Source organism: Burkholderia pseudomultivorans (genome assembly GCF_902499075.1).
Lineage (GTDB): Bacteria > Pseudomonadota > Gammaproteobacteria > Burkholderiales > Burkholderiaceae > Burkholderia > Burkholderia pseudomultivorans.
In genome coordinates this window covers 1-704 of record NZ_CABVPP010000142.1, presented here as the reverse complement: position 1 = coordinate 704, position 704 = coordinate 1, and the positions used below count along the sequence as shown (strand labels likewise).

Sequence of the window (704 nt, the reverse complement as noted above, 5' to 3'; positions counted from 1 at the left end):
CTAGCAGGCTGTTGAAATTGGATACGGTGTAAACGGGCCCTGAGGGCAGTGCGTTAGAGATATCGTGTTCATGATCTTGGGCAGGCGAGAGCGATGCGCGGAATGGACGAGATGCAAGAACCGCTGTTCACGACGGTGAAGCTGGAAGACTTCGTGCCAGCCGATCATCCGTTGCGAGCACTTCGGTTGCTGGTCAATCAAGCGCTGAAGCGACTTAACGGATTGTTCGGCACGATTTACGCAGACAGCGGCCGTGCGTCGATTCCCCCCGAGAAGCTGCTGCGTGCGTTGCTGCTGCAGGTGCTGTACTCGGTGCGCAGCGAGCGCATGCTGATGGAGCAGATGCGCTACAACCTGCTGTTCCGCTGGTTCGTCGGACTGGCGATCGAAGACGCCGTCTGGGACCACTCGGTGTTCTCCAAGAATCGGGATCGTCTGCTCGAGCACGAAGTGGTCGAAGCGTTCTTTACCGAAGTCATGAGCTTGGCCGACAAGCAAGGGCTGCTCTCCAGAGAACATTTCTCGGTCGATGGCACGTTGATCCAGGCGTGGGCCAGCCACAAGAGCTTCCGGCCCAAGGACGGTTCGGACGATCCGCCGGCCGGCGGCGGCCGCAATGTCGACACCGACTGGAAGGGCAAACGGCGCAGCAACGACACGCATGAATCGAGCACTGATCCGGATGCGCGCCTGTTCCGAAAGGG

Annotated in this window: 1 protein-coding gene; it reads left to right on the top strand. The window is 59.7% G+C overall.

Annotated features, from left to right (window positions below; all coding sequences use genetic code 11):
* Positions 1 to 102: 102 nt before the first annotated feature.
* Positions 103 to 704 (top strand): IS5 family transposase (locus BST28156_RS34535; RefSeq protein ID WP_174904587.1); only part of this gene is annotated, 602 nt, incomplete at its 3' end.